The sequence below is a fragment of the Streptomyces sp. NBC_01012 genome, assembly GCF_045162755.1.
Classification (GTDB): domain Bacteria; phylum Actinomycetota; class Actinomycetes; order Streptomycetales; family Streptomycetaceae; genus Streptomyces.
Genome location: NZ_CP108688.1, coordinates 3,210,838 through 3,237,027, shown reverse-complemented (window position 1 = coordinate 3,237,027; position 26,190 = coordinate 3,210,838). Strand labels below are relative to the sequence as shown.

The window sequence follows — 26,190 nt, the reverse complement described above, 5'->3', positions numbered from 1 at the left end:
CAGCTAGTGTGAGCGCTCCGGTGCGTCCGACCTCCCAGGTCGGCACTGCCGTAAGACACACCGCGCGCCTTGAAGGGGGAGGCGCCGCGTGGCCCCGACGGAGGACGCAGCAACCGTGGACGCGCAAGGCCGTGGGCGGGACGAGGGAATCGACCCCGCAGACCAGTGGGTACTCAACCCGGACACCGGTGATTACGAACTGCGACTGACCCCTTCCCCAGGGCGATCGTCCGCGTCGGCCGGAGCTCCCGAGGCGAGAACGCCCGGGGCGCGCCGTACGACGACGCCGGAGGCGGCACCGTCCGGCGACCGGGCCTCCGTGCCCGGCCAGCGCAGCGGGCGCCGGGGCTCGGGCGGCGGGCGCGGCGACCGGGGGGACCGGGACGACGCGCGGAAGCCGGGGAGCCGGGCGGCGGCGCCCACCACCGGACGCCGCAAGGCCAAGCCCAAGAAGTCGCGCAAGAAGAAGGCCCTGGTGTGGACCGGCGGCGTGCTGGCCTTCCTGCTGGTGGGTACAGGCACCGCGGGCTATCTCGTGTACCAGCACTTCAACGGGAACATCACGGCCCTGTCCACCGACGGGGCCGGCACCGGCGGCTTCAGCAAGGACCGGGCGATCAACGTCCTGGTGATCGGCACCGACAAGCGGACCGGCGAGGGCAACGAGGGTTACGGGGACGCGGGCAGCGTCGGTCACGCCGACACCAACATCCTCTTCCATGTCTCCAAGGACCGTACGAACGCGACCGCGCTCAGCATCCCGCGTGACCTGATAACGGATATCCCGGACTGCCCGACGACCCTGGAGAACGGGGACAAGAAGGACATCCCCGGGACCACGGGCGACCGCTTCAACACCAGCCTCGGACAGTCCGAACGCACCCCGAGCTGCACCATGCGGACCGTCACCGAGCTCACCGGCCTGGAGGTCGACCACTTCATGGTGGCCGACTTCAACGCGGTCAAGTCCCTGACGACGGCCGTCGGCGGTGTGGAGGTCTGCCTCGCCAAGGACATCGACGACAAGGACTCCCACCTCAAGCTCCCCAAGGGGAAGCACACCATCGAGGGTGAAGAGGCTCTGTCCTTCCTGCGGACCCGGCACTCCGTCGGCTTCGGCAGCGACCTCAGCCGCATCGAGATCCAGCAGCAGTTCCTCGGCTCGCTGATGCGCAAGCTGAAGTCCAACGACACCCTCACCAGCCCCACCAAGATGTGGACGCTCGCGGAGGCCGCCACCAAGGCGCTCACCGTCGACGACAAGATCTCCGACATAAACCAGCTCCGCAAGCTGGGCATGGAGCTGGCCTCGGTCGACCCCAAGAACATCACTTTCGCCACCGTCCCGGTGCTGGACAACCCGGATGACGCGGCGACCGTCGTGCTGGACGAGGCCAAGGCCAAGAAGGTCTTCTCGATGATGCGTGAGGACGTCTCCTTCACCGCGGTCGCGAAGCAGGAGAAGGCCGCGGCGAAGGCCAAGAACGACGCCAAGCTGAAGGGCGAGAAGGCCGCGGCGGCGGACGTACGGGTCGACGTCTACAACGGCGGAGCCCCCGCCGGCTCCGCGCAGGCCGCCCTGGACTGGCTGCAGAACGAAGAGGGCGTGCTCAAGTCCACGAACCAGGCGAACGCCGAGGAGAACGTCAAGAAGACGCAGCTCGTCTACGCCCCCAACCAGGCGGACCAGGCCCGCCGGCTGGCGGACATGATGGGCCTGACGGCCTCGGCCCTGAAGCCGACGAAGGAGGACGCGGGCGAGATGGACCCGATGGCGCTGACCCTGGGCCCGGACTTCACGGAGGCGGGCAGCCCGCTCTCGGCCCCCGACAAGACGCCGGACGGCGTCCAGCGGGTGGAGGCGGACAAGGCGGTCTGCGCGGAGTAACCGAGGAGGGCCCGGCGCACCTCGGCCCGGCGCACCCGGCCCGTCCGGCGTTTGAGGACGGAATCCTCGCGTGGATCCCGGCGAGTCGTGTCCGTAAGCCGCCACCCGGCACGGCTGGCCCGCGCGGAAGAGGGTCAGAGCTTCGACACGGCCGCGCTCACCGCCGCGGACAGCCGCTCGTTCTCCGGCGCCGCTCCCCCCGGGAGGGCGAACCGGCGCCGGTGTAGCCGTAGGCGACGCCGCTGACGGGATCGGCGTACGCCTGCGACCCCGCCGCCCCCGAGTGCCCGAAGGCACCGTCGCCCAGGGCCGGGTAGAGCTGCCGAAGCGACTCGAAGCCGAAGGCGAACGGGTCGATCGCCGCGGTCACCACATCGGTCCCCCTCCACCGCACACGCCCCACATCGGCCACCGTCTCCGGCGTGAGCAGCGCCGGCCTCCCGGCCAGCCCGGAGACCGCCGCGGCGTACATCCCCGCCAGTCCACGTGCCGAGCCGACCCCGCCGACCGAGGCCGGGCCGAGTGCGCGTACCGCGGGGCTGTTGCCGAGGTCGACCAGGTCGAGCGGCGGGTCCGAGGCATAGCCGAACGCGAGCGCCATCAGGCCGTCCAGGTCGATCGGGTTCGCCGCGGCCTCCGCCGCCTGCTCGGGCGTGGCCACGGCGGGCCGGACGGGCACATGCCGATGTTCGAGCTCCTCGGGCAGACCGAGATGGAAGTCCAGCCCGTAGGGTGCGCGCACCCGCTCCTCGAAGATCTCCTGGATCGACCGCCGGGTGGTCCGGCGGACCACCTCGCCGGTGAGGGCGCCGATCACCAGCGCGTGGTAGCCGTTCTCCGTGCCGGGCGTCCAGTAGGGCCGCTGTCCCGCCAGCCGCGCCGCGATGACACGGTCGTCGGCCAGCTCCTCGACGGTGAACCCGCCGTCCGCCCAGATCAGTCCGGCCCGGTGCGAGATCAGCTCGCGCACGGTCAGTTCGCCCTTGCCCTCGGCGGCGAACTCCGGCCAGTAGGACGCGACCGTACGGTCGGGATCGATGACGCCGTCCTGGATGAGCAGGGCGACGACGAGGTGGGCGGCGCCCTTGGTGGAGGAGTACACGGAGGGCAGCGAGTCCCCGGTGATGCCGTCCCCGGCCCACAGGTCCACGACGAGGCGGTCACGGTGATACACCGCCAGCTGACTGCCAGGCTCCGTGTGGTCCGCGGCCAGCACGGCGGCGAACTCCTCCCGTACGCCCTCGAAGCCCGCAGCGACCGTGCCGTGCACGGTGATGGCGGTGGCGGTGGTGGTGTCGACGGTGTTGGTCATGTAGCGCCCCCGGAAACGATCGGCCCGTTCGATATACGGGTCCCAACTCCCGTGCAGCGCAGGTCCATTCCCGGCTACGCCAGGAAATTTCCGGGATGCCGCGGATGTTCGCGGGCGACGACCTCCCGGGCGAGCGCCGCCAGTCGGGGGAGCGCGGGGTGCCCGGGCCCGTCCCGGCGGACCAGCAGGACGGGCAGGGGTGGGGCGTCGGTCAGCGGCACGTAGGCGACACCGGCGTACGGGTGCATCTGGGCGGTGGACGTCCCCGAGACCCCGACGCCCCGCCCGGCCGCGATGGCGGTGAACCAGTCGTCGGTGTTCACGACGGTCACGGTGGCGGCAGGCCGGGCGTCCGGGGGCCACAGGGCGAGCGTGGTGGTGCCCGAGACCGTGTTCAGGACGACCGCGTCGCCGGTCAGCTCGGTCAGCGACAGCGAGGCGCGGGCGGCGAGCGGGCCGTCGGCGGCCACGACCGCCACCCGCGCCTCGGTGAACAGCACCTCCGTGATGAGCCCCGGGGTGTCCACGGGCCCGCGCAGCAGCGCCGCGTCCACCTCGCCGCGGGTGAGGCCGGCCGTACGGTCGTCGATGCGCAGCAGTTCGAGCGGGGTGTCGGGATGCCGCTGCTGCCAGGTCCGCAGCAGCGGCGTGGTGTACGGGCCGAGCGCGGACCAGGCGTGCCCGATCCGCAGCGGCCAGTGGTGCAGCCGGCCGGGGTCGATGGCCGCGTCGAAGGCCCCGACGGCGGCGGCCGCCCTGTCACGGAAGGCGACGCCTTCGGGGGTGAGGGCGAGATGGTGGGTGGACCGGTCGACGAGCCGGACGCCCAGGTGCTTCTCCAGGGCGGCGAGCGTACGCGAGACGACGGGCTGGGTGACCCGGAGCCGGTCGGCGGCGCGCGTGACGCTGCCCGCGTCGGCGATGGCGAGGAAAGCCCGCAGATGCCGGACCTCGATGCCCCGTCCGCCGTTGCCCGCGCCCTGTCCTGTGCTCATGCCAGCGCTCATGTCTGCGGAGCATAACGGGAGCGCAATCGGCATTTCACGGGAGGCGCGCGAATCCCTACGGTGAGGTCGTGAACGGCCGAACGGTACGGGGCGTGACCCTCGCCGGGCAGTGCCGTAACGTAGACCCGCTGGTGCATTTTAATGGACTCGATAGCGAACGACCGATGAAAGGTTTCCGGTGAACGACCCGCGCGCTGCCGCAGAGCCGGCCGCTGCCGTTGCCGTACCCGAGGCGGTGTCCGCGCTCGACGAGCCGGGCCACGGCCGACCGGAGCGGCCCGGGGCCCGGAGAGCCGCGCTCGGCCCGGTCGCGCTGGTCGTGGCGGGCGGGCTCTCCGTGCAGTTCGGCGCGGGGGTCGCCGTCCTGCTGATGCCGAAGGCGGGGGCGCTGGGCGTTGTGACCCTGCGTCTCGCCGTGGCGGCGGTCGTCCTGCTGGCCGTCTGCCGGCCGAAGCTGCGGGGGCACTCGCGCGCCGACTGGGGCACGGTGCTCGCGTTCGGCATCGCGATGGGCAGCATGAACATGCTCTTCTACCAGTCCGTCGACCGCATTCCCCTCGGCGTCGCCGTGACCCTGGAGGTGCTGGGCCCGCTCGCCCTGTCCGTCATCGCCTCCCGCCGCCTGGTCAACCTGCTCTGGGCGGCGCTGGCACTGGGCGGCGTCCTCCTGCTCAGCGGCGGAGGCTTCGACCGGCTGGATCCGGTCGGGGCGGCGTACGCCCTGTGTGCGGGCGCCATGTGGGCGACGTACATCGTCTTCAGCGCCCGCACGGGCCGCCGCTTCCCGCAGGCGGACGGGCTGGCCCTGGCCATGGTGGTGGCCACCGCCCTCTCGCTGCCCTTCGGCATCGTGGAGGCGGGCTCGAAGCTCCTGGTGCCCACCACCCTGGCGCTCGGTGCGGCCGTGGCGCTGCTGAGCTCGGTCCTCCCGTACACCCTCGAACTCATGGCCCTGCGCAGGCTGCCCGCTCCCACCTTCGCGATCCTGATGAGCCTCGAACCGGCCATCGCGGCCATGGCGGGCTTCCTCCTCCTCGACCAGGCCCTCTCCACGACCGACGCGCTGGCCATCGCCCTGGTCATCGGGGCGAGCATGGGCGCGGTGCGCAGCCAGACGTCGCGCCGGACGTCCCGCCGGACGTTGCGCACCGCGTCGTCGCGCCGGGAGCGGGCGCGGGAGGCACGATGGAAGGGAGCGGAGGAAGGAGGCCCGCGCATGGGATCCGCGAAGGAAACCGACGGGACCGACGAGTACGCCGGGCTGTACGCCCACACCCCCTCGCAGGCCGAGGGCGACCGCGACGAACCGTCCGTGCGCGGCCGGACCCCCGAGGCCCACCCCGACGTACCCCGCACCGAACCCTCCCAGGCCGAGGGTGACCGCACGGAGTAGGGCGGAGCTGCGGGGGCGGCTCAGCCGTCGACGGGCAGAATCCGGAACGCGGTCAGGCCGGGCGTCAGCGGTGTGATGGCCCGGAAGTCCCGCTGGTCGAGGGTGAAGATGCGGTCGGTCCGATACCGGTCGGCAAGGACGACACCCACCGCGTCCGCGAGGTCCAGCCGTAGCCCCGAGTACGTACGGCGCACGTCGTGCGCGGCGCCCAGGTCAGCCGGCTTCAGGTCCGCGAGCCTGTACTGACCGTCCGCCATGCGCGAGTTGAGTGCTTCCATCACGTGCATGGCGGCGGGGAAACCGAGGTCCCGGTGGACGAGGTGGTCCAGTTCCGTGACGACCAGTGGGGAGATCGTCAGTGTCTCGTTCTCGAGGATCTTCGCGGCGCCGGAATGCTCCGGTTGTGCGGTGTCGAAAGCTGCGTAGAGAGCGGATGTGTCGGCGACGATGATCAACGGCGCGCTGCTCGTTCCTTGATGTGCTCGTACACCGCGTCGTCCATCGCCTCGGGGGTGAGCGGGCGTCCGCTGTCGAAGACCGGGAGCTTCTGGCTGCGCTTGGGTCGTTCCGCCTCGTCGAGGACCATGGCGATGCCTCGCCTGATGAGCTCGGCCTTGCTGGTGCCGGTGGCCGACGACTCGGCGTCCAGCCGTACTTCCAGGTCCTCCGGGAGGTACACGGTCGTCTTTATCATGCCTGCAGCGTACCACCCTGCCCTACGTAGGGCAGGGTGGTACCACTGGGTCGGGCTGCTACCTTCCGGGCCATGAACGGCGGCGGCGTGTACGTGGGGCGTGCGGGGGCTGATGCGGCGTTGGACCGTGGGTGGCTGCTCGGTCACTTCAAGCATCCGTCCGACCCGCGCCACAGCGAGGCCCTGGAGATCAAGTGGGGCGTTCATCCTCCCGGCGAGGAGCGGGCGCAGTGGGTACGGGGTGAGGAGCGCACCGCGCTGCTCGTGCTCATCAGCGGTCGGTTCCGGATGCGGTTTCCCGAGCGGGATGTGCTGCTGGAGCGCCAAGGGGACTACGTGGTGTGGGGGCAGGGTGTTGACCACTCCTGGTGCGCGGAGGAGGAGTCCGTGGTGCTGACGGTGCGCTGGCCCTCCGTCCCTGGCTACCGGGCCGGAGAATCCGGAGAAAGGTGAGCGGCCGCCGCTTCCCCGGCTGCCTCGCACGGCCGGAGCTAACGGTCCGGGCAGCCGTCGAAGTCGAGCCAGCCGAGGTCGAGCGGCGGGGGCCAGTCCCCTTGCCTCTGGTCGGTCTCCTCCGCCTTCACGGAGATCCCGTCGCCGTCCTGCCGGCCGATGTGGTGGGAAGCCTGGCCGTCCCCGGTCGACTGAAGGATCTGGAGCTCGGCGCGCCCGTCGTGATCGGTGTCGCCGGCCCGCAGCTCTCGTACGAACGTCGCGGACGGCATGCGGATGGTGCCGGTCCGGGCGCTGCTCAGATCACGGGCGAGAGGCCCGTAGCGCACCTCATGCGCCACCATGCCGAACCGCGGGCTGTCGCCCTTGTCGTCCTGGCTGTAGAAGAGCGCCAGATCGAGGTACCCGTCGCCGTCGAAGTCGCCGAACGTCCCCCGCGTCTCCATGTCTTCCTTCAGTGCGCCTCGGAGCTTCTGCCACCACCCGCGCGCGTCGCCGACGCCGACAGGGGCGCGGTGATCGCCTCTCCGGAAGACCACGGAGCCGGTGCCGTCGCGCTGCTGGTCGAGGACCTCGTCCAGATGTCCGTCCGCGTCCACGTCTGCGCGCAGGACCCTGTCGCCGACGGCGCATAGGGCCATGGGTGCGTGGTCGCCCGGTTCGGGCCCGGTGCCGGACATGAACCACACGCCTCCGGCGACCAGGGCGAGAGCGACAGCCGTGGCGAGCCACCGCCGACGTCCGCGATGGCGGAGCTGGGAAGCGGCGGGTGGCGTCATGCCGGAACTGTAGGCCGCGCCGCGCCGGCGAACCCTCCGCCGCCGTCGAAGTGGCCGAGAAAATCATGCAAGCATGCTTGCTTGTTTTCTGGGGCGCTGGCATGCTCCGGGGCACACCGCCACGCCCCGAGGGGAGCGCACCGTGCCCGACGCATCGGCCGTGACCGCCGCCGTGCTCGACGACATGCGTGAGGAGAGCGACGAACTCGACCTGATGGTGGCCGGGTTGAGTGCCCAGGAGTGGGCCCTGCCGACCCCCGCCGAGGGCTGGACCGTCGCCCACCAGATCGCCCACCTCAACTGGACCGACGAGGTGGCCCTGACCGCCGTCACCGAGCCCGAGGCCTTCGCCGTCGAGGTCGAGAGGGCGCTCGCCGCCCCCGAGACCTTCGTCGGCGATGCGGCCGACGCGGCCGTCGCCGCCCTGACGCCCGAGGCGCTGCTCGTGGAGTGGCGGACCGGCCGGGCCCGGCTCCAGGAGGCGCTCCGGGCGGCGCCCGCCGGGGCGAAACTGCCGTGGTACGGGCCGCCCATGAGCGTCGCGTCGATGGCGACCGCACGGCTCATGGAGACCTGGGCCCATGGCCAGGACGTCGCCGACGCGCTGGGGGTGAGCAGGAAGCCGACCGCCAGGCTGCGGCACGTCGCCAGGATCGGCGTACGGGCCCGGGACTACGCCTATGCCGTACGGGGGATGAGTCCGCCCGCCGAGCGGTTCCGGGTCGAACTCCGGGCCGAGGACGGCGGGCTGACCGTGTACGGGCCCGAGGACGCCGCCCAGCGGGTCACCGGGCCGCTGCTCGACTTCTGCCTGCTCGTCACCCAGCGCGCCCACCGGGACGATCTCGCCGTCCGGGCCGTGGGCGCCGACGCCGGGCAGTGGCTCGACATCGCGCAGGCCTTCGCCGGCCCGGCGGGACCGGGCAGGCCGCCACGGAAGGAGGGCCGGTGAACAGGCGGGCGTCACCGTCCCCGCCGCTGCGTATCGGTAATGCGTCCGGGTTCTACGGTGACCGTTTCGATGCCGTGCGCGAGATGCTCACCGGTGGCCCGCTGGACGTCCTCACCGGGGACTACCTCGCCGAACTCACCATGCTGATCCTGGGCCGCAGCCGTCTCAAGGACCCCGCTCGCGGATACGCGTCCACCTTCCTGCGGCAGTTGGAGGAGAGCCTGGGGCTCGCCCACGAGCGGGGCGTGAAGATCGTCACCAACGCCGGCGGGCTCAATCCGGCCGGACTCGCCGGTGCCGTAAGGGAGTTGGCGGACCGGACCGGCGTCCCCGTGCGCGTCGCGTACGTCGAGGGCGACAGCCGCCCCGTGCCCGAGGGATACCTCACCGCCAACGCCTACCTCGGCGGCGCAGGCATCGCCGCCTGTCTGCGGGCCGGGGCCGACGTCGTCGTCACCGGCCGGGTCACCGACGCGGCCCTCGTCACCGGGCCGGCCGCCGCCCACTTCGGCTGGGGCCCGGATGACCACGACGCCCTCGCCGGGGCGGTCGTCGCCGGGCATGTCCTGGAGTGCGGGACCCAGGCGACCGGCGGCAACTACGCCTTCTTCGGCGACCACGAAGTCCGCCGCCCCGGGTTCCCGCTCGCCGAGATCCACGAGGACGGAAGCAGCGTCATCACCAAGCACGACGGCACGGGCGGCGTCGTCGACATCGGCACCGTCACCGCCCAGTTGCTGTACGAGACCGGCGGCGCACGCTACGCGGGACCCGACGTCACCGCCCGGCTCGACACCGTCGGCCTGGCGGTGGACGGACCCGACCGGGTGCGGATCGGCGGTGTGCGGGGCGAGGCGCCGCCGCCCACGCTGAAGGTCGGGCTCAACCGGCTCGGCGGGTGGCGCAACGAGGTCGTCTTCGTGCTGACGGGGCTCGACATCGAGGCGAAGGCCCGGCTCGTGCGGGAGCAGTTCGCCGACGCCCTCGACCGTGCCGGGTCGGAGCCTGCCGAGGTGCGGTGGGAGCTCGCGCGTACCGACCGGGCCGACGCCCGCACCGAGGAGACCGCGAGCGCCCTGCTCCGGCTCGTCGTGCGCGACCCGGACGCGGAGGCCGTCGGCCGGGCCGTGTCAGGGGCCGCCGTCGAGCTGGCGCTCGGCAGCTACCCGGGCTTCCATGTGACGGCCCCGCCGGGGAAGGGCGCACCGTACGGGGTGTTCGAGGCGGCGTACGTACCGGCCGGGGAGGTCGAGCACATCGCGGTGCTGCCCGACGGGTCCCGCGAGACCGTCCCGCCGGCCCCGGGTCCGTACCGGGAGCTCGGCGAGGTCCCGGAGCCCGATCTGCCCGCGCCGCTGCCCGCGGGGCCCACCCGTTCCGCCCCCCTCGGCCGTGTCGCCGGCGCCCGCAGCGGCGACAAGGGCGCGGACGCCAACGTCGGGGTGTGGGTCCGCACGGACGACGCCTGGCGGTGGCTGGTCCATGAGCTGACCGTCGAGCGGTTCGTGGAGCTGCTGCCGGAGACCGGCGGGCTCACCGTCGTACGCCATGTCCTGCCCCGGCTGCGGGCGCTCAACTTCGTCGTCCACGGCCTGCTCGGCGAGGGCGTCGCCGCGCAGGCGCGCTTCGATCCGCAGGCCAAGGCGGTGGGGGAGTGGTTGCGGTCCCGGCATCTGCCCGTGCCCGTACAGCTGCTGGACCCGGACCGACCGGAGGTGCACGCATGACCGTCCTGCCCACCGCACTCGACACCACGGGCCCCGAATACACCGCCCACCGCGAGGCGATGCTCGCGAAGCTCGCCGAGCTGGACACCGAGCACGCCAAGGCCCTGGCGGGTGGCGGCGAGAAGTACGTGGACCGGCACCGGAGGCGCGGCAAGCTGCTCGCCCGTGAGCGGATCGAGCTGCTGGTCGACCCCGACACCCCGTTCCTCGAACTGTCCCCGCTCGCCGCCTGGGGGAGTGACTACGCCGTCGGCGCCTCGCTCGTCACCGGGATCGGGGTCGTGGAGGGCGTCGAATGCCTGATCACCGCCAACGACCCGACCGTACGCGGCGGCGCCTCCAACCCCTGGACCCTGAAGAAGGCCCTGCGCGCCAACGAGATCGCCTTCGCCAACCGGCTGCCCTGCATCTCCCTGGTGGAGTCCGGGGGCGCCGACCTGCCCTCGCAGAAGGAGATCTTCATCCCGGGCGGGGCGCTGTTCCGCGATCTCACCCGGCTGTCCGCCGCCCGGATCCCCACCGTGGCCGTGGTGTTCGGGAACTCCACCGCGGGCGGGGCGTACGTCCCGGGGATGTCCGACCACACCGTGATGATCAAGGAGCGGTCCAAGGTCTTCCTCGGCGGCCCGCCCCTGGTCAAGATGGCCACCGGCGAGGAGAGCGACGACGAGTCGCTCGGCGGCGCCGGGATGCACGCCCGCACCTCGGGCCTCGCCGACCACTACGCCGTCGACGAGCACGACGCGCTGCGCCAGGCCCGCAGGATCGTCGCCCGGCTCAACTGGCGCAAGGCACACCCCGATCCGGGGCCCGCCGAACCGCCGAAGTACGACGAGGACGAACTGATCGGGATCGTGCCCGGTGACCTCAAGATCCCCTTCGACCCCTGCGAGGTCATCGCCAGGCTCGTCGACGGCTCGGACTTCGACGCGTTCAAGCCGCTCTACGGGGCCAGCCTGGTCACCGGCTGGGCCCGGCTGCACGGCTATCCCGTCGGCATCCTCGCCAACGCGCAGGGCGTGCTGTTCAGCGAGGAGTCGCAGAAGGCCGCCCAGTTCATCCAGCTCGCCGACCAGCGCGACATCCCGCTGGTCTTCCTCCACAACACCACCGGCTACATGGTCGGCAAGGAGTACGAACAGGGCGGCATCATCAAGCACGGCGCGATGATGATCAACGCGGTGTCCAACTCCACGGTCCCGCACCTGTCCGTGCTGATGGGAGCCTCCTACGGCGCCGGGCACTACGGCATGTGCGGCAGGGCCTACGACCCGCGCTTCCTCTTCGCCTGGCCGAGCAGCAAGTCCGCCGTCATGGGCCCCCAACAGCTCGCCGGCGTCCTCTCGATCGTCGCCCGCGCATCGTCCGCGGCGAAGGGCCTGCCCTACGACGACGAGGCGGACGCCGGGCTGCGCGCCATGGTGGAGCAGCAGATCGAATCCGAGTCGCTGCCGATGTTCCTCTCCGGGCGGCTGTACGACGACGGGGTCATCGACCCCCGTGACACCAGGACCGTCCTCGGGATGTGCCTGTCAGCGATCCACACGGCACCGGTCGAAGGCGCGCGCGGCTTCGGCGTCTTCCGGATGTGAGGCAGAGGATGATCACCGCACTGCTTGTCGCCAACCGGGGCGAGATCGCCTGCCGGATCTTCCGTACCTGCCGTGATCTGGGCATTTCCACCGTCGCCGTGTACTCGGACGCGGATGCGGACGCCCTGCACGTACGGGAGGCCGACACCGCCGTACGTCTGCCGGGGGCCGCGGCGTCCGACACGTATCTGCGGGGCGACCTCGTCGTGGCCGCGGCGCTCGCCGCCGGGGCCGACGCCGTGCACCCGGGGTACGGCTTCCTCTCGGAGAACGCCGGTTTCGCACGGGCCGTGCAGGACGCCGGGCTCGTCTGGGTGGGGCCGCCGGTCAAGGCCGTCGAGCTGATGGCGTCCAAGACCCGGGCCAAGGAGCTGATGGCCGCCGCCGAAGTGCCGCTGCTCGCCCCCGTCGACCCGGGGCGCGCCACCGCCGGTGATCTGCCCCTGCTGCTCAAGGCGGCGGCGGGCGGCGGAGGGCGCGGGATGCGGATCGTACGGGAGCTCTCAGCGCTGTCGGCGGAGCTGACGGCGGCCTCCGCCGAGGCCGCGTCCGCGTTCGGGGACGGCGAGGTCTTCGCCGAGCCGTACGTCGAGCGGGGCCGGCATGTCGAGGTCCAGGTCATGGCCGACGGGCAGGGCACGGTGTGGGCGCTCGGCACCCGCGACTGTTCGCTCCAGCGCCGCCACCAGAAGGTCATCGAGGAGGCACCGGCGCCCGGCCTCGACGACGCACTGCGGCAGCGGCTGCACGACGCGGCCGTCGCCGCGGCGCAGGCGGTGGGCTACCGGGGCGCGGGGACCGTCGAGTTCCTCGTGTCGGCCGAAGGGCACCCGTACTTCCTGGAGATGAACACCCGCCTCCAGGTGGAACACCCCGTCACCGAGGCGGTGTTCGGGCTCGACCTCGTCGCCCTGCAACTGCGCGTCGCTGAGGGCGGATCGCTGCCCGCCGCCACGCCACCGCCGGCCTCGGGGCACGCCGTCGAGGCCCGGCTGTACGCCGAGGACCCCGCGCGTGACTGGCAGCCACAGACCGGGACGCTCCTCACGCTCGATGTGCCCGACGGGCCCGGCATCCGCCTCGACACCGGCTACACCGGAGGCGACACCGTCGGGGTGCACTACGACCCGATGCTCGCCAAGGTCATCGCCCACGCCCCCACCCGAGCCGAGGCCGTCCGCCTCCTCGCCCGCGCCCTGGAACGCGCCCGCATCCACGGCCCGGTCACCAACCGGGAGCTCCTCGTCCGCTCCCTGCGCCACCCGGACTTCGTCGCGGCGCGCCTCGACACCGGTTTCTACGACCGGCACCTGGCGGCCCTGACGGGGACCGGGGCGTACGGCGAGGGCAGCGGCGGCGGCGACGCCGCCCGGCAGCTGGCCGCCACCGCGGCGGCGCTCGCCGCCGCATCGGCCGTTCGGTCCGTCACGGGCCCCGCTCGGCCCCTCACCGGTCCCGCCCGCTTCGGTGCCTGGCGCAACCTCCCCTCGCAGCCGCAGACCAGGAGCTACCGGGCGGCGACCGCCGAGCCGGACGGCCCGGTGTACGAGATCGCCTACCGCACGGGCCGCGGCTCCACCCCCGCCCCCGAGACCGGCGAGCGGGTCGTCGCCGTCGGCCCCGGCGCCGTCACCCTCGAAACGGGCGGCGTGACCAGGCACTTCACCGTCACCGTGCACCGCGAGCTGACCTATGTGGACACCACGTCCGGTTCGTACACCTTCACCGCCCTGCCCCGATTCACCGACCCGGCCGAACGCGCCGAACCCGGCTCCCTGCTCGCCCCCATGCCCGGCACCGTCGTCCGGGTCGCCGACGGGCTCGCGCCCGGCACGACCGTCGAGGCCGGGCAGCCGCTGATCTGGCTGGAGGCGATGAAGATGGAGCACCGCGTCCTCGCCCCCGCCTCCGGCACCCTCACCGCGCTGCACGCCGCCCCCGGACTCCAGGTCGAGGTCGGCGCCCTGCTCGCCGTCGTACAGGACGCAACCGCTGAAGCCCCCGCGCACCAGGAGGAGACGACGTCATGAGTACCGTCCTCGAAACCGCAGAGCACACCTCGCTCCGCGCCGCCGTCGCCGCCCTCGGGCAGCGCTTCGGCCGCGAGTACAGCACCGGCCTGGCGCGAAAGGGTGAACACCCCCGTGAACTCTGGGAGGAGGCGGGCAAGCTCGGCTACCTCGGGGTCAACCTCCCCGAGGAGTACGGCGGCGGAGGCGCCGGGATGGCCGAACTCTCCATCGTCCTGGAGGAGCTGGGCGCCGCCGGCAGCCCCCTCCTCATGATGGTCGTCTCCCCGGCGATCTGCGGCACGGTCATCGCCCGCTTCGGGACCGAGGCCCAGAAGCGTGCCTGGCTCCCCGGTCTCGCCGACGGCTCCCTGACCATGTCGTTCGGGATCACCGAGCCCGACGCCGGCTCCAACTCGCACCGCATCACCACCACCGCGCGCCGCGAGGCCGGGGGCGGCTGGGTACTCGACGGGCGCAAGGTCTTCATCTCCGGCGTCGACATCTCCGACGCCACACTGATCGTCGGCCGCACCGAGGACGCCAGGTCCGGCAGCCTCAAGCCCTGCCTCTTCATCGTCCCCCGCGACACCCCGGGCTTCAGCCGCACCCGGATCGACATGGAACTCCAGGCCGCCGAGAAGCAGTTCGAGCTGGTGCTCGACGAGGTCAAGCTGCCGGCCGACGCACTGGTCGGCGAGGAGGACGCCGGGCTGCTCCAGCTCTTCGCCGGGCTGAACCCCGAGCGCATCATGGGCGCCGCCTTCTCCATCGGCATGGGCCGCTACGCCGTCGAACGGGCCGTGGAATACGCCAGGACCCGCACCGTCTGGAAGGGCGCGCCCATCGGCGCCCACCAGGCCATAGCCCACCCGCTGGCCCAGGCGCACATCGAGCTGGAGCTCTCCCGGCTGATGATGCAGAAGGCCGCGAGGCTCTACGACGACGGCGACGACACAGGGGCGGGCGAAGCCGCCAACATGGCGAAGTACGCCGCGGCCGAAGCCTGCGTCAGGGCCGTCGACCAGGCCGTCCACACCCTCGGCGGCAACGGCCTCACCCGCGAGTACGGCCTGGCCTCGCTCATCACGGCCGCCCGTGTCTCCCGTATCGCACCCGTGAGCCGGGAGATGATCCTCAACTACGTCTCCCACCAGACCCTGGGCCTGCCGAAGTCCTACTGACGTCGTCCCGGGTCTCCCCATCCGCCCCCACGGGGGCGATTCTGGCTCTCCACCCGCGTCGAAGGGGACCGCAATGGTGTTCCACAGCGAGTACGCAGACGTCCCGCCCCTCGAAACACCCATCCACGAAGCGGTCCTCGGCCACGCCACGGACTTCGGCGACACCCCCGCCCTGATCGACGGCACCGACGGGACGACCGTCACCTACAGCCAGCTCGACACCTTCCACCGGCGGATCGCCGCGCACCTCGCGGCGGCCGGGCTGCGCAAGGGCGACGTACTCGCCCTGCACAGCCCGAACACGATCGCCTACCCGCCCGTCTTCTACGGGGCGACACGGGCCGGCGCCACCGTCACCACCAGCCACCCGCTCGCCACGGCCGAGGAGTTCGCCAAACAGCTGGGGGACTCGGGCGCCCGCTGGATCGTCACCGTGTCCCCGCTCCTCGACGTCGCCCACCGCGCCGCCGCGCTCGCGGGCGGCATCGAGGGGATCTACGTCTGCGACCGGGCCGAAGGACACACCTCCGTGCTCGACATGCTGGGCTCCACCGCCCCCGAACCCACCCTCACCTTCGACCCGGCCGAGGACGTCGCCGTACTCCCGTACTCCTCGGGCACCACCGGCGCGCCCAAGGGCGTCATGCTCACCCACCGTTCCATCGCCACCAACCTGGAGCAGCTGCGCCCCTTCGTGCCCCTCGGCGAGCGCGACCGGATCCTGGCGGTGCTGCCCTTCTTCCACATCTACGGACTGACCGCCCTGATGAACGGGCCGCTGCGCTACGGCGCCACGGTCGTCGTCCTGCCCCGCTTCGACCTCGCCCAGTTCCTCGAAACGATCCGGACCCACCGCATCACCGGCCTGTACGTCGCCCCGCCCATCGTGCTGGCCCTCGCGAAACACCCGCTCGTCGGCGACTACGACCTCTCCTCGCTGGAGTACATCGTCAGTGCCGCCGCACCCCTGGACGCCGAACTCGCCGCCGCCTGCTCCACCCGGCTCGGCCTCCCCGCCGTACGACAGGCCTACGGGATGACCGAACTCTCGCCCGGCACCCACGTCGTGCCCCTCGACGCGGAGAACCCGCCGCCCGGCACCGTCGGCAAGCTGCTGCCCGGCACCCGGATGCGGATCGTCTCGCTCACCGACCCGGGCATCGACGTCCCCACCGGCACCCCGGGCGAGATCCTCATTCACGGCCCCCAGGTCATGAAGGGCTACCTCGGCCGCCCCGACGCCACCGACGCCATGATCGACGCCGACGGCTGGCTGCACACCGGGGACGTCGGCCGCGTCGACACGGACGGCTGGCTGTACGTCGTCGACCGGGTCAAGGAACTCATCAAGTACAAGGGCTACCAGGTCGCCCCCGCCGACCTGGAGGCCCTGCTCCTGACCCACCCCGGGATCGCCGACGCCGCCGTCATCGGCGTCCACGACGCCGAGGCCAACGAGGTCCCCAAGGCCTATGTGGTCCGACGGGCCGGAGCGAACGACCTCACGGAGGCCGGCGTCATGGCGTACGTCGCCGAGCGCGTCTCCCCGTACAAGAAGGTCAGACAGGCCGAGTTCATCGACGCGGTACCCCGCGCGGTGTCCGGCAAGATCCTGCGGCGCGAGCTGCGCGACCGGGAGAAGCCGCGATGACCCTGGCGCCCCCGTCCCACGAGCGCGGCATCACCACGCTCACCCTCGACTCCCCGGCCAACCGCAACGCGCTCTCCGCCCGCCTCGTCGGCGAGCTCGCCGGGGCGCTGGAGACCTGCGGGGCCGACGACACCGTACGGGCCGTCGTCCTCACCCACACCGGCAACACCTTCTGCGCCGGCGCCGACCTCACCGCACCGCCCGACCCGCACACCCTGGTCGCCCTGCTCCGCACCGTCATCGCCCTGCCCAAACCCGTCGTCGCCCGGGTCACCGGACACGTACGGGCCGGCGGCCTCGGGCTGCTCGGGGCGTGCGACATCTCCGTCGCGGGGCCCGGGGCCTCCTTCGCGCTCACCGAATCACGCCTGGGCCTCGCCCCCGCCGTGATCTCCCTGCCGCTGCTGCCCCGCCTCGACCCCACCGCCGCCGCCCGCTACTCCCTCACCGGTGAACGCTTCGACGGGACGGAGGCCGCACGGATCGGTCTGGTGAGCGTCGCCGCGGGTCCCGACGGCGTGGACAAGGCACTCGTACCGGTACTGGACGGACTGCGCAGGGCCTCCCCACAGGGGCTGGCGGCGTCGAAGGAGCTGGTCACAGCTACTGTGCTGAGGAGTTTCGACAGCCACACCGAAGACGTCATCGCCCGGTCGGCGGCACTCTTCGCCTCCGAGGACGCACAGGAGGGGATGACGGCCTTCCTGGAACGACGGGATCCCGCATGGGTGCTGTGACGCCCCCGAAGCAGGACAGGAGCCGCGCCACCCGGCAGCGGCTCCTGGCATCGGCGGTCGCCTGCCTCGCCGAACACGGCTGGGCGGGCTCCACCGTCTCCGTCGTCGCCGAACACGCCGGGGTCTCACGGGGCGCCGCCCAGCACCACTTCCCCACCAGGGAGGACCTGTTCACCGGCGCCGTCGAGCACGTCGCCGAGTCACGCTCCGCCGCGCTGCGCGCCCTGCCCGTCCAGGGCCGCGCCGAGGTCGTCGCCGCGCTCGTCGACCTGTACACCGGGCCGCTCTTCCGCGCCGCGCTCCAGCTCTGGGTCGCCGCGTCGAACGAGGCCCAGCTCAGGCCCAGGGTCACCGAACTCGAAGCGCGGGTGGGCCGCGAGACCCACCGCATCGCCGTGGAGCTCCTCGGCGCCGACGAGACCCGGCCCGGGGTGCGCGAAACGGTCCAGGGACTCCTCGACATGGCCCGGGGCCTGGGCCTCGCCAACCTGCTCACCGACGACACGGCGCGACGCGAGAAGGTGGTGGCGCAGTGGGCGGCGCTGCTCGACGACGCCCTGGGCTGAGCGCCCCGGTCCCATCGAAGTCCCGCCGCCACCCCGGAGGTTCAACAGCTGTTGCCCTCAGGGGCACTTCCGGCTGGGACGATCCTGTGTGTCCAACGGTGAGGTGGCACAGGAGGCGGTTCGCATGCCCGACCGGGCTCTCGCGGTGCTCGTTCCCGTCGGGCTGATCGCCGTCTGTCTCGGCGTCTTCCTGCTCTGGGTGCGGCTGGGGACGAAGGAGCCGCTGAAGCACGACAACACCATGCCGGAGACCTACTTCAGGGAGTCCGACTGAGCCGCTCGTGGTGGATCGCCGCAGCCCTGCCCGCGGTGGCGGCCGGGGCCGTGTACGGCTGGGCACACTGGTGCTTCCAGGGCCCATCGGCACCGCCCGCATGGCTGGCGTGGGCGGGGGGCGGCCTCCTGGGACTCGGCGCCTGCGCGGTGTACTTCGCCCGGGTGAGCGGCGGCCGGGGCTTCTTCGGCGGGCTGTTGCTGGCCGCCGGCCTGCTGGCCTCCGTCGCGGCAGCCGACCGGGCGACGGCGCGCAGCGAGGTCGCGAGGTGCGCCGTGCGTGAGGTCCACACCGAGCGCCTCGCCTCCTACGGCGAGGGCGGGCCGCCCCGGTCGACCGTGTACCGCCTCGACCTGCGCTGCCCGGGCGGCTACCCCGCCGTGCTCAAGGCCGACCGCGCGGTCGCCGCGACCGGGGACGACGTACGTGTCGCCTACGACCCCGAGCGGCGGGTGTCCCCGGCCGTCCAGGGCGACACCTCGCCCTGGACGGCCGCTCTGTGGGCCACGGTGCTCCTCGCCGCTTCCACCGCGCTGGCCTGGGGGACCAGGTCGGCATAGTGGGGCCGAGAACCTGGAAACGCACCACAGCGACGGAGGCAGCCATGACCACCCACTCACGCGACACCCCCTCCACTCCCCGACGCAGGCCCTGGTACCGGTACGCGCCGCAGGGGTCACGCACGTTCGTGCTCGGGTTGTGCGCGGCGGTCGGCGGGATCGCCGGCGCGATCCGGGCGGTCGTGGAGGAAGGGGGGTTCCTCGAAGTCGCAGGGACGTTCGCGGTGGGGGTCCTCGGAGTGCTGCTCTCGGTGGCCTGGGTCCTGAACCAGGACCGGAGGAGCTGAGGGCCGCCCCCGTCAGTTCCCCAGGTCGGACAGCTGGTCGTAGCCGTCGATCGAGCGGGGGTCGCGCGTCCCGGGGCCGACGTACGTCGCCGAGGGGCGCACCAGGCGGCCGGTCCGCTTCTGCTCCAGGATGTGCGCCGACCAGCCCGCCGTACGGGCACAGCTGAACATCGAGGTGAACATGTGCGCCGGTACCTCGGCGAAGTCCAGCACGATCGCCGCCCAGAACTCGACGTTCGTCGCCAGGACACGGTCGGGGCGGCGGGCGTGGAGCTCCTCCAGGGCGGCCTTCTCCAGGGCCTCCGCCACCTCGAAGCGCGGGGCCGCCAGCTCGCGGGCCGTACGGCGCAGGACGCGGGCCCTGGGGTCCTCGGCACGGTAGACACGGTGGCCGAAGCCCATCAGACGCTCGCCCTTGTCCAGCGCCTGCTTCACATAGGTCCGGGCGTCGCCCGTCCGCTCGATCTCCTCGATCATGCCGAGCACCCGCGACGGCGCACCGCCGTGCAGGGGGCCGGACATCGCGCCCACCGCGCCGGACAGCGCCGCCGAGACGTCGGCGCCGGTCGAGGCGATCACACGAGCGGTGAACGTCGACGCGTTCATCCCGTGCTCCGCCGCCGACGTCCAGTAGGCGTCGACCGCCTTGACGTGCTTGGGGTCCGGTTCACCGCGCCAGCGGATCATGAACCGCTCCACCACGGACTCCGCCTTGTCGATCTCGCTCTGCGGGACCATCGGCATGCTCTGGCCGCGGGCCGACTGGGCGACGTAGGACAGGGCCATCACAGCGGCCCGAGCCAGGTCGTCGCGCGCGGTCCGCTCGTCGATGTCGAGCAGCGGTTTCAGGCCCCACACCGGCGCCAGCATGGCGAGCGCGGACTGCACGTCGACGCGGATGTCGCCGGAGTGCACGGGCAGGGGGAACGGTTCGGCGGGCGGCAGACCGGGGTTGAACGCCCCGTCCACCAGCAGACCCCAGACGTTGCCGAACGACACATGGCCGACGAGGTCCTCGATGTCGACACCGCGGTAACGGAGCGAGCCGCCTTCCTTGTCAGGTTCGGCGATCTCCGTCTCGAACGCGACGACTCCTTCAAGTCCGGGTACGAAGTCGGACATCGGGCGGCTCCCTCGACTCGGCGGCTGTACGACGGCCACAAAGGCCGGTCCACGCATACTGGCGGGTTACCACGACACGGGGAAGGGTGACATCCGGCACAACCGTCGTCGCTCGCACCTGCCGAAAGACCCTTCCCTCGGGGATTCCGGCCCGCTGCGGCAGGATGGGCCCCGTGTCCACAGCAGATGCCACTCCGTCTTCCGCTTCCGCCTCCTCCCGTGGCCCGTCATCCGATTGCACCACCGATCCGGCCGCGATGCGCGAGCAGTACCGTTCCGAGGACTTCACCGAGAAGGATCTCGCCGGTGACCCCATGGAGCAGTTCGCCCACTGGTTCCGCCAGATCGCCGGGGGCGGCGCGCTCCACGAGCCGAACGCGATGGTGGTCTCCACGGCCGACCCCCGGGGCCGGCCGTCCTCCCGGACCGTGCTGCTGAAGCACTACGACGACCGGGGCTTCGTCTTCTACACCAATTACGGCTCCCGCAAGGGCCGCGAGCTGACCGCGAACCCGTACGTCTCGCTGCTCTTCCCCTGGCACCCGCTCGCCCGCCAGGTCATCGTCACGGGCACCGCCGCGCGTGTCGGGCGCGAGGAGACGGTCGCGTACTTCCGCACCAGGCCCCACGGCTCCCAGCTGGGCGCCTGGGCCAGCGACCAGTCCACGGTGATCGGCTCCCGCCAGGAGCTGGTCGACCGCTACGAGGAGCTCGCCGCCCGCTACCCGGAGGGCGAGAAGGTCCCCGCCCCGCCGCAGTGGGGCGGATTCCGCGTCGTACCGGACGCGATCGAGTTCTGGCAGGGCCACGAGAACCGGCTGCACGACCGGCTGCGGTACGTCCGGGAGAGCCCGGCGGCCGCCTGGCGGGTGGAGCGCCTCTGCCCCTGAGCCACCGGCCGGGCCCGCCCACCGCCCCGGGCACGCAGAAACCCGCAGGCTCTGGTCCCTCCTTGCGGAGGAGCCGGCCGGACTTACCGGCGAGCCTGCGGGTCGGTGACTGCTTGGGATTGGCCGACTACCGGCCTGCACTGCAAAGAGCGCGACGACGGGCGTCAGCCCGCAGCCACCTCACGAGTCCGAGAAGAAATCACTTCCGGAACACCTCCTTTCTTCGCTGGCAGCAGCCTACGAATCTCCCCCGGAGCCACACAAGTGAATTAACGGGACTCTCGTGGGACCACCGGTGGACACCGGATTTCCTGGAAGTGGCTGTGTGGTGGCTCACATTCGAGTTCAATGGTCTGACGTGCGGCAATGCGGAACGCGAAGCGGAATACGTCCTGCGGGAGGTACGGAGTGAGTGCGTCCAGGAGCACCGGGACCACCGACGCGCTCGGTCCCGACGAGGACCCCGGGCGGGATCCGTCGGCGGCGGTGATTCCGGGGTCCCGGCTTCTCGCCGCGCTGCTCGACGGCATGGACGCCGCGCTCTGTGCCTTCGACGCGCACGGCACCATCACCCACTGGAACCGTGAGGCCGAGCGGGTCCTCGGCTGGACCGCGGCCGAGGCCGTCGGGCGCCGGGGTTTCGCGGGGTGGGCCGCGCGGAGCGCGGACGCGGAGGACGTGCAGGAGCGGCTGCTGGCCGTCATGGACGCACCGGGGCGTCAGGTCCATGAGTTCGCGCTGCTGCGCAAGGACGGTGGGCGTGTGCTCGTGCGGACCCAGTCGTCCGGGGTGCGCGGGGAGGACGGGAAGCCCGCCGGGGTGTACTGCGCGTTCAGCGAGGTGCACGCGCAGATCGATCTGGAGCGGTCCATCGCGCTCAGCGAGGCACTGTTCGAGGAGGCGTCCTGGGGTGTCGTCGCCGTGGACGTCGACCTGCGGCCCACCGTGGTCAACGCGTACGCGGCGCGGGCGCTGGGCGGCGGGCGTACCGCGCTGCTGGGGCGTCCGCTGGGTGAGCTGATCGTGCGGGGGGTCGAGGACCTGGAGGGCGCGTTGCAGCATGTGCTCGCCGAGGGTGCCCCGTCGGCTCCGGCGGAGCTGTGGGTGACGCTGCGGACCGCGGAGGGCGAGCGGCGGCGCTGCTGGCGCAGCGGGTTCCTGCGGCTGGCGTCGCCGTTGGCCGAGGAGCCCGTTCCGCTGGGGGTCGGCTGGCTGTTCCGGGATGTCACGGCGGCGAAGCTCGCGGAGCAGGACGCGGACCGGGTGCGCTTCCGCTCCAACCAGCTGCACCGGGCGGCCCGCCAGGCGGCGGAGTGCGAGAACCCCATGGAGGCGGCGACCACGTCGCTGGACTTCGCCCTGGCGGGGTTCGCCGATCATGTGGTGGTCGACCTGCTGGAGGATCTGGCGGCGGGGGAGAAGCTCGTACGGGCCGCGTCCACGCCGTCCGACGCGCCGGGCCCGTGTCTGCCGGTCTCCGGTGGTTCGCTGCCCGTGCGGTACGCGCCGGGGCACCCGGCGCTCCAGGCGGTGGAGCGTACGGGTTCGGTCCGTGCCGTGGTGCCGGCGGGTGCGGGCGAGGAGTGGGCGGTGGAGCACCAGTGGCCCGGCGACTCGGCGCACGCGCTGTGCGCGGTGCTGCGGAGCCGGGGGCGGACGCTGGGTGTGGTGACGTTCCTGCGCGCGGCGAACCGTGGCGCGTTCGAACGTCCGGATGTGATGTACGCGGAGAGTGTGGCGGTGCGGGTCGCCTCGGCGGTCGACCTGGCGCGGCTGACGGCCGGGCCCGGGGCGGGCGGGGTCTGAGCCCAGGGGGCCGTGGACCGCGCGTGCGTCCGGTGCCGGCGGCCGTCAGTGCCGGTAGAAGATGCGGTCGCCGTACTCCCGCATCACGCGCCCGTTCCACTCGTGCCCGCCGTCGACGTTGCCCGAGCGCAGCAGGGGCGGTTCGATCCCCCGGGTGAGGAGCTCCTCCGTGGCGGTGGCCATCATGGCCTGCATCAGTGCGCTGGTGACGACCGTCGACGCGGGTGCGAAGGGTGTCTCGACGCCTTCCGTGGTCAGCTCCGCGTCACCGATCGCGATCTTGCTGTCGAGCACGATGTCGCAGTGGTCCCGGAGGAAGCCGCCGGACGCGTGCCGGGATCTGGTGCCCGTCGTGTACGCGACCGAGGTGACGCCGATGACCTTCAGCCCCAGTGCTCGCGCGTTCTGCGCCATCTCGACGGGCAGCGCGTTGCGCCCGGAGAGGGAGATGATCACGAGGAGGTCGCCGGCCCTGGCCGGGCTCGAGTCGAGCACCGCGCTCGCCAGGCCGTCCACGCGTTCGAGGGCGGAGCCGAGGGTGGCGGGCATGACATCGACGCCGAGGGTGCCGGGCACGGCGAGCACGTTCATCAGGGCCAGGCCGCCCGCACGGTAGACGACGTCCTGCGCGGCGAGCGAGGAGTGCCCGGCGCCGAAGGCGAAGAGCCGGCCGCCCGCGGCGACGGTGTCGGCGATGGCGGCTCCGGCCGCGGCGATCGCTCCGGACTCCTCGTCGCGCACCCGCTCCAGCAGGCCGATCGCTGCGTCGAAGAACTGACCGGCGAGCTTGCTGTCGCTCATCGAGGAGGCCTTTCCTGCGGGGGTGGGGCCCGTGCGGTGCCCGTGTCGCGGATCACGTTGCGGTCTGGACCAGTGGGCTGTCAATACCGCTGGGGCGGGGCGGCGGGCGCCGACTCCCGACGGCGGGGCACGGTTGTCGGCGGTATGCGTCAGAATTGGTGCAGGGCCATCGCACGACGACTTCATGTCACAGCATCGAGGGGCACGTATGTCCGGACTGATCGATACAACGGAGATGTATCTCCGCACCATCCTCGAGCTCGAAGAGGAAGGCGTGGTCCCCATGCGCGCCCGGATCGCCGAACGGCTGGACCAGAGCGGTCCGACGGTCAGCCAGACGGTGGCGCGTATGGAGAGGGACGGGCTGGTCCGGGTCGCGGGTGACCGCCATCTGGAGCTGACCGAGGAAGGGCGCCGTCTGGCGACACGGGTGATGCGCAAGCACCGGCTGGCGGAGTGCCTGCTGGTCGACGTGATCGGCCTGGAGTGGGAGCAGGTCCACGCCGAGGCGTGTCGCTGGGAACACGTGATGAGTGAGGCCGTGGAGCGCCGGGTGCTGGAGCTGCTGCGGCACCCGACGGAGTCTCCGTACGGCAATCCGATTCCGGGGCTCGAGGAACTGGGCGAGAAGGCCGAGGCCGATCCGTTCCTCGACGAGGGCCTGGTCAGCCTGGCCGACCTCGACCCGGGCGCGGACGGCAAGACCGTGGTGGTGCGGCGGATCGGTGAGCCGATCCAGACCGACGCACAGCTGATGTACTCGCTGCGGCGTGCGGGCGTGCAGCCCGGCTCGGTCGTCAGCGTGACCGAGTCGGCCGGCGGGGTGCTGGTCGGTTCCAGCGGTGAGGCGGCCGAGCTGGACTCCGAGGTCGCTTCGCACGTGTTCGTCGCGAAGCGCTGAGCAGGGCTTTCGAGGGCACCGGCGGCCTGATCGCACATGCAGGCGCCGGTGCGGATGCACGTGCAGATCTGAGCGGGTAAGCCCGCTTTCGGTTTTCCGTCCGGAATCGCAGCGCCCGGGCGAAACGCGTGCCAGGCTGTGGCCAGGCCTATGACCTGAGGGTGCCGGCAGAGACTGCCGCGCGGTCGGGGAGGGAGCAGGGAATGCGCCCGTCGCACTGGCACGCGCACCGCGAGGTGGCTGCCGGGCTTTTCGATGCCCTCGTCCGCTGCGGCGTCGTCACGCCTCCCCGCGCCGTCGAGGGTGTTCGGGGTGTTCGAATCGCCATGGCCGGTCACCGTGCCGCTCCGGTGGTCGGCCGAAGGCTCCCTGCGGTCCGCGACGCGCGCGGACCCATGTGTTCCACGACGGGAGAAGGCCCCGGCGCCCGAAGGCGCCGGGGCCGGTCCTCCCCTGCGCTGACCTGGAGCCCCGAGCTCTCGAGGTCAGTCCCTGCGGACCCCTGTCCCCGAGTGGTCCGCTTCCCGGAGAAGGTCTCCCCCTGGGGGCCGTCGTCAATCCTGAACCGCTGTCACTCAAACGTGGGATGTTGCGAGCCGGAAGCGAGTTTTCGAATAAAGGTTCGATAGTCTGGCGCGTAGGCACACACGGTGATCGAGGACCAGAAGGGGGTGCCAGAACCTATGGTGCGGCGCATCGATGTGACCGGATCGGACGGCGTACGCCTCGCGGCCTGGGAGTTCGCCGATCAGCCCAAGGGGCGCCCGGAGGCCGGGCAGGCCCCCGGGATCTTAATGCTCCACGGCCTGATGGGCCGGGCCACGCACTGGGCCTCCACCGCCCGCTGGCTCTCCGAGCGGCACCGTCCGGTCGGCCTCGACCAGCGCGGGCACGGACGCAGCGAGAAGCCGGCCGACGGCGCGTACACCCGTGACGCCTACGTCGCGGACGCCGAGGCCGCGATCGAACAGCTCGGCCTCGGCCCCGTCACCCTGATCGGGCACTCGATGGGCGCGCTCACCGCATGGCAGCTCGCCGCGAAGCGCCCCGATCTCGTCAAGGCGCTGGTCATCTGCGACATGCGGGCCTCCGCGCTCGGAGCGGCCTCGCAGCGCGAGTGGGAGGACTGGTTCAGGACCTGGCCGCTCCCCTTCGCGACGCTCGCCGATGTGCGGAAGTGGTTCGGCGAGGACGACCCCTGGGTGGAGCGGCCCAACCCCTCGCGCGGGGAGTTCTTCGCGGAGGTGATGGCCGAGAGCTCCGACGGCTGGCGGCCCGTCTTCTCCCAGGAGCAGATGCTGACGTCCCGGGCCACCTGGGTCCATGACGCGCACTGGGAGGAGCTGGCGCAGGTGCGCTGCCCCACCCTGGTCCTGCGCGGGATCGAGGGGGAGCTGGGCAGGGCCGAGGCCCAGGAGATGGTCCGGGTCCTGCCGCGCGGGCAGTACGCGGAGGTGGAGGACGCCGGCCATCTCGTCCACTACGACCGGCCCGAGGGCTGGCGCAGGGCGGTGGAGCCCTTCCTGGAGCGCCTCTCGGACGGCTTCAGGGATGACCGGGAGTCCGTCAGCCCCTGACCCTCTGACCCTCCCGGTCTCCCCCGGC

The 26,190-nt window shown here is 72.1% G+C and carries 24 protein-coding genes and 1 pseudogene; 18 read left to right on the top strand and 7 right to left on the bottom strand.

Annotated features, from left to right (window positions below; translation table 11 throughout):
• Positions 1-115 precede the first annotated feature (115 nt).
• Positions 116-1,888 carry an LCP family protein gene (locus tag OG623_RS14420; RefSeq protein WP_406151821.1) on the top strand — a complete coding sequence of 591 codons (1,773 nt, stop codon included), beginning with the start codon at positions 116-118 and terminating at the stop codon, positions 1,886-1,888.
• 157 nt (positions 1,889-2,045) lie between these two features.
• Here the strand turns inward: OG623_RS14420 and OG623_RS14415 are convergent, their stop codons facing one another.
• Together OG623_RS14415 and OG623_RS14410 are read right to left on the bottom strand one after the other, a co-directional pair.
• Complete coding sequence (locus OG623_RS14415) at positions 2,046-3,200, bottom strand: serine hydrolase domain-containing protein (RefSeq protein ID WP_406146815.1); 1,155 nt, start codon at positions 3,198-3,200, stop codon at positions 2,046-2,048.
• Between the two features lie 74 nt (positions 3,201-3,274).
• Positions 3,275-4,195 (bottom strand): LysR family transcriptional regulator, encoded by a 921-nt coding sequence (locus OG623_RS14410; RefSeq protein ID WP_406151820.1) that lies wholly within the window; start codon positions 4,193-4,195, stop codon positions 3,275-3,277.
• A gap of 190 nt (positions 4,196-4,385) precedes the next feature.
• On the opposite strand from OG623_RS14410, the pseudogene OG623_RS14405 reads away from it, so the two are divergent.
• Positions 4,386-5,342: pseudogene (locus OG623_RS14405) on the top strand (EamA family transporter); the annotation flags it as partial.
• Positions 5,343-5,620: 278 nt separating this feature from the next.
• Here OG623_RS14405 and OG623_RS14400 read toward each other — a convergent pair.
• Positions 5,621-6,055, bottom strand: coding sequence for a type II toxin-antitoxin system VapC family toxin (locus OG623_RS14400; RefSeq protein WP_406146813.1), 435 nt, complete (start codon positions 6,053-6,055; stop codon positions 5,621-5,623).
• Positions 6,052-6,294, bottom strand: a complete 243-nt coding sequence (locus OG623_RS14395) for a ribbon-helix-helix domain-containing protein (protein WP_406146812.1) — start codon at positions 6,292-6,294, stop codon at positions 6,052-6,054. Before OG623_RS14395 ends, OG623_RS14400 begins: the two co-directional genes overlap by 4 nt.
• Positions 6,295-6,366: 72 nt before the next feature.
• Between OG623_RS14395 and OG623_RS14390 the strand changes: the two genes are divergently transcribed.
• The gene (locus tag OG623_RS14390) at positions 6,367-6,747 is read left to right on the top strand and encodes a signal peptidase I (protein WP_406146811.1); all 381 of its coding nucleotides are present in this window, start codon (positions 6,367-6,369) and stop codon (positions 6,745-6,747) included.
• Positions 6,748-6,785: 38 nt separating this feature from the next.
• On the opposite strand, the gene OG623_RS14385 is transcribed toward OG623_RS14390, so the two are convergent.
• Positions 6,786-7,526, bottom strand: coding sequence for a hypothetical protein (locus tag OG623_RS14385; protein WP_406146810.1), 741 nt, complete (start codon positions 7,524-7,526; stop codon positions 6,786-6,788).
• Positions 7,527-7,668: 142 nt separating this feature from the next.
• Between OG623_RS14385 and OG623_RS14380 the strand changes: the two genes are divergently transcribed.
• From OG623_RS14380 to OG623_RS14330, 11 genes are all read left to right on the top strand, one after another.
• Positions 7,669-8,478 carry a TIGR03084 family metal-binding protein gene (locus tag OG623_RS14380; RefSeq protein ID WP_406146809.1) on the top strand — a complete coding sequence of 270 codons (810 nt, stop codon included), beginning with the start codon at positions 7,669-7,671 and terminating at the stop codon, positions 8,476-8,478.
• On the top strand, positions 8,475-10,205 hold the full coding sequence (locus OG623_RS14375) for an acyclic terpene utilization AtuA family protein (protein ID WP_406146808.1): 1,731 nt from the start codon (positions 8,475-8,477) through the stop codon (positions 10,203-10,205). Before OG623_RS14380 ends, OG623_RS14375 begins: the two co-directional genes overlap by 4 nt.
• Positions 10,202-11,797: an acyl-CoA carboxylase subunit beta gene (locus OG623_RS14370; protein ID WP_406146807.1), complete on the top strand. Its 1,596-nt coding sequence runs from the start codon at positions 10,202-10,204 to the stop codon at positions 11,795-11,797. Before OG623_RS14375 ends, OG623_RS14370 begins: the two co-directional genes overlap by 4 nt.
• 8 nt (positions 11,798-11,805) lie before the next feature.
• Entirely contained in the window at positions 11,806-13,827 is a 2,022-nt protein-coding gene (locus tag OG623_RS14365) for an acetyl/propionyl/methylcrotonyl-CoA carboxylase subunit alpha (protein ID WP_406146805.1), read from the top strand.
• Positions 13,824-14,990, top strand: a complete 1,167-nt coding sequence (locus OG623_RS14360) for an acyl-CoA dehydrogenase family protein (RefSeq protein ID WP_406146804.1) — start codon at positions 13,824-13,826, stop codon at positions 14,988-14,990. Before OG623_RS14365 ends, OG623_RS14360 begins: the two co-directional genes overlap by 4 nt.
• 73 nt (positions 14,991-15,063) lie before the next feature.
• Positions 15,064-16,641, top strand: coding sequence for a 4-coumarate--CoA ligase family protein (locus OG623_RS14355; protein WP_406146803.1), 1,578 nt, complete (start codon positions 15,064-15,066; stop codon positions 16,639-16,641).
• Positions 16,638-17,378 carry an enoyl-CoA hydratase family protein gene (locus tag OG623_RS14350; RefSeq protein WP_406146802.1) on the top strand — a complete coding sequence of 247 codons (741 nt, stop codon included), beginning with the start codon at positions 16,638-16,640 and terminating at the stop codon, positions 17,376-17,378. The genes OG623_RS14355 and OG623_RS14350 overlap by 4 nt, the downstream gene beginning before the upstream one ends.
• Positions 17,366-17,944: a TetR/AcrR family transcriptional regulator gene (locus tag OG623_RS14345; RefSeq protein WP_406146800.1), complete on the top strand. Its 579-nt coding sequence runs from the start codon at positions 17,366-17,368 to the stop codon at positions 17,942-17,944. The genes OG623_RS14350 and OG623_RS14345 overlap by 13 nt, the downstream gene beginning before the upstream one ends.
• Before the next feature lie 124 nt (positions 17,945-18,068).
• Entirely contained in the window at positions 18,069-18,218 is a 150-nt protein-coding gene (locus OG623_RS14340; protein ID WP_406146799.1) for a hypothetical protein, read from the top strand.
• Positions 18,219-18,253: 35 nt separating this feature from the next.
• On the top strand, positions 18,254-18,778 hold the full coding sequence (locus tag OG623_RS14335; RefSeq protein WP_406146797.1) for a hypothetical protein: 525 nt from the start codon (positions 18,254-18,256) through the stop codon (positions 18,776-18,778).
• Between the two features lie 44 nt (positions 18,779-18,822).
• A complete protein-coding gene (locus OG623_RS14330; RefSeq protein WP_406146796.1) occupies positions 18,823-19,065 on the top strand; it encodes a hypothetical protein in 243 nt (80 codons plus the stop codon).
• A 12-nt stretch (positions 19,066-19,077) separates the two neighbouring features.
• Here OG623_RS14330 and OG623_RS14325 read toward each other — a convergent pair whose 3' ends face one another.
• Positions 19,078-20,187, bottom strand: a complete 1,110-nt coding sequence (locus tag OG623_RS14325) for a citrate synthase 2 (protein ID WP_406146795.1) — start codon at positions 20,185-20,187, stop codon at positions 19,078-19,080.
• 257 nt (positions 20,188-20,444) lie between these two features.
• Between OG623_RS14325 and pdxH the strand changes: the two genes are divergently transcribed.
• Positions 20,445-21,077 (top strand): pyridoxamine 5'-phosphate oxidase, encoded by a 633-nt coding sequence (pdxH, locus tag OG623_RS14320; RefSeq protein WP_406151818.1) that lies wholly within the window; start codon positions 20,445-20,447, stop codon positions 21,075-21,077.
• 408 nt (positions 21,078-21,485) lie between these two features.
• Positions 21,486-22,883 carry a PAS domain-containing protein gene (locus OG623_RS14315; protein WP_406146793.1) on the top strand — a complete coding sequence of 466 codons (1,398 nt, stop codon included), beginning with the start codon at positions 21,486-21,488 and terminating at the stop codon, positions 22,881-22,883.
• 45 nt (positions 22,884-22,928) lie between these two features.
• On the opposite strand, the gene OG623_RS14310 is transcribed toward OG623_RS14315, so the two are convergent.
• Positions 22,929-23,684, bottom strand: a complete 756-nt coding sequence (locus OG623_RS14310; protein WP_406146792.1) for an SIS domain-containing protein — start codon at positions 23,682-23,684, stop codon at positions 22,929-22,931.
• A gap of 208 nt (positions 23,685-23,892) precedes the next feature.
• Here OG623_RS14310 and OG623_RS14305 point away from each other — a divergent pair, with 208 nt between their 5' ends.
• Positions 23,893-24,585: a metal-dependent transcriptional regulator gene (locus tag OG623_RS14305; RefSeq protein ID WP_406146790.1), complete on the top strand. Its 693-nt coding sequence runs from the start codon at positions 23,893-23,895 to the stop codon at positions 24,583-24,585.
• A 683-nt stretch (positions 24,586-25,268) separates the two neighbouring features.
• Positions 25,269-26,162, top strand: coding sequence for an alpha/beta fold hydrolase (locus OG623_RS14300; RefSeq protein WP_406151817.1), 894 nt, complete (start codon positions 25,269-25,271; stop codon positions 26,160-26,162).
• Positions 26,163-26,190: the final 28 nt, after the last annotated feature.